This window comes from Jannaschia seosinensis, from assembly GCF_001408515.1.
Classification (GTDB): Bacteria; Pseudomonadota; Alphaproteobacteria; order Rhodobacterales; family Rhodobacteraceae; genus Jannaschia; species Jannaschia seosinensis.
In genome coordinates, this window is sequence record NZ_CYPR01000086.1 from 1 (window position 1) to 1907 (window position 1907).

At 56.1% G+C, this 1907-nt stretch carries 3 protein-coding genes; 2 read left to right on the forward strand and 1 reads right to left on the reverse strand.

All coding sequences use genetic code 11. From position 1 onward, the window contains the following. Positions 1-418 (forward strand): transposase (locus tag JSE7799_RS07175; protein ID WP_186201863.1); only part of this gene is annotated, 418 nt, incomplete at its 5' end. Here JSE7799_RS07175 and JSE7799_RS20390 read toward each other — a convergent pair. Beyond that, positions 403-1479 carry a glycoside hydrolase family 113 protein gene (locus JSE7799_RS20390; protein WP_144431602.1) on the reverse strand — a complete coding sequence of 359 codons (1077 nt, stop codon included), beginning with the start codon at positions 1477-1479 and terminating at the stop codon, positions 403-405. The two genes, JSE7799_RS07175 and JSE7799_RS20390, sit on opposite strands and share 16 nt — an antisense overlap. A gap of 146 nt (positions 1480-1625) precedes the next feature. Here JSE7799_RS20390 and JSE7799_RS07180 point away from each other — a divergent pair. Further along, on the forward strand, positions 1626-1907 hold a 282-nt coding region (locus JSE7799_RS07180; RefSeq protein WP_222101719.1), incomplete at its 3' end, for a transposase.

The following is a 1907-nucleotide window of genomic DNA, read 5'->3' on the forward strand; positions in this document are numbered from 1 at the left end:
ATCCATGCATGAAAGGGTCAAGGCCGATCTGCAAGACATCTGGATGGCCGAGACGAAGAAGGAGGCGAATGCCGCCTTCGATCTCTTCGTCGAAATCTACGGCGCGAAGTACGAGAAGGCTGTGGCCAAGCTGGTGAAAGACCGTGACGAGCTGCTGGCCTTCTACGACTTCCCGGCCGAGCACTGGAAGCACATTCGGACCACGAACCCGATCGAGAGTGTCTTCGCCACGGTCAGGAACCGGACCCGCAAAACCAAGGGCTGCCTGAACCGCAAGACCGCCCTCGCCATGGTCTTCCGACTCATGAAGTCAGCCAAGAAGAAGTGGCGGAAGATCAACGGGCCAAACCGTCTGCCCGACGTCATTCAGGGGATTGAGTTCAAGGACGGGATCAAGCAACTTCAAACCGCCGCCTGATGAGGACCGTCACCAACTTTTGGGCATATCTCACCTGCCTCGCGGCAGAGTGCTGCATAGTGAAGAACGAAACGACGATATGACCAATCGTTCGGGGGGCCTGAAAGGCTAACGTACTTTGTGCCGCTTGAGCAGACAATGTCTTCTTGCCGCGTCTGCCCAAAAAAACATTTTACCTCGTCATGAACATTTGTTGACCTCGGAGCCCTGCCCTGCCTAGCCGGAATGGAACTTGTAATTCTTCCGCGCCAAGGCAGACATGCCTGCTCAGGTCCTCCGTAAGGATCCGGCAGTCCATTTCCCTCGGTTTGGATCATAAGAATAAAAGGGTAAAAGGTAACCTTTATTCCCCTCGACTTAAGCTCTCTTATTGCCTCAACTACAGAATGATCACAGGGAGTGCCACCGTAAACAGGTCGGCCGTCCAGCGTCGGGACAAGCATTGCCGCTTGGCGATCAAGCCCGGATACGCTCCAAACGAGCGGCTTACCGTCGCAATCCTTTTGCTCAACTGCGGGGCGAATAGAACAGGACCCACAGCGCAGATCGTCCCCAAACCACGACACTACCAACGTCACCGACTTTAGGTTTGGCAACTCCTCGATCATTTCTCGAAGAGCGACCCGAAAATCAGAGGCTGACTGCTTCGTATTTATATTCGCTGATTCTTTCCGCCCAATACCTTGATCGTAGTGAACTGCTGTCGTCGCCAGCGCGTATTCGCCCGTTCCTGGAATAAGAGCGACACCCTCAATCAATTCAGCTGGAACTGCTGTTTCACCGGGGATTCGGATGTACCGGACGACCTCAAACGACAAATTCGGTATCCGATTGCCGTAAGGGGTGAGGTTCAGGTCCTCAATGACTACATACGCGGTGCCCCTGTAGGCTGGAACTGTTCCCGCACCTTCAACGGCCTCCATTAAACCGTCCGGAAGCTGGTCTTCCGCTCCTGTATGCAGATGAATCTGAATTGAATTCCGGTCGATTTCTTCTCCGTCCGCCCATATCCTCCCTACCCGCTGAACTTCGCCTTCACAGAGGGCCATCGCGAACGACACGGTGTAGTGATAATTCTCGGGTATTGTACCCTCAGGTCTGGAAATTCGCTTGAGACGCGGGGCGTGAGCCCGTGCTGGGGCGCCCCAGCACGGGCTGCCCATTCTGGTATTCCATGGAGTTGCAACACGGCCATGGAGAAGAACGAATGGACAGGAAGGATACGGCGCTTGAGGCGGTCTTGGAACAGTTGATCGAGCACGGGCCCGGCGAGATCGCATCGGTGTTCGCGCGGGCTTTCGAGCTGGCGATGCAGATCGAACGGGAGCGGTTTCTCGGCGCGAGCCATTATGAGCGCACGCCCGAGCGTCACGGCTATGCCAACGGCTACAAACCCAAGCGGATCGACACGCCTGCGGGCACGGTGAGCGTGCAGGTGCCCAAGACTGCCGGGCATGGGGAAGAGCCGTTCTATCCGCAATCCCTCGAG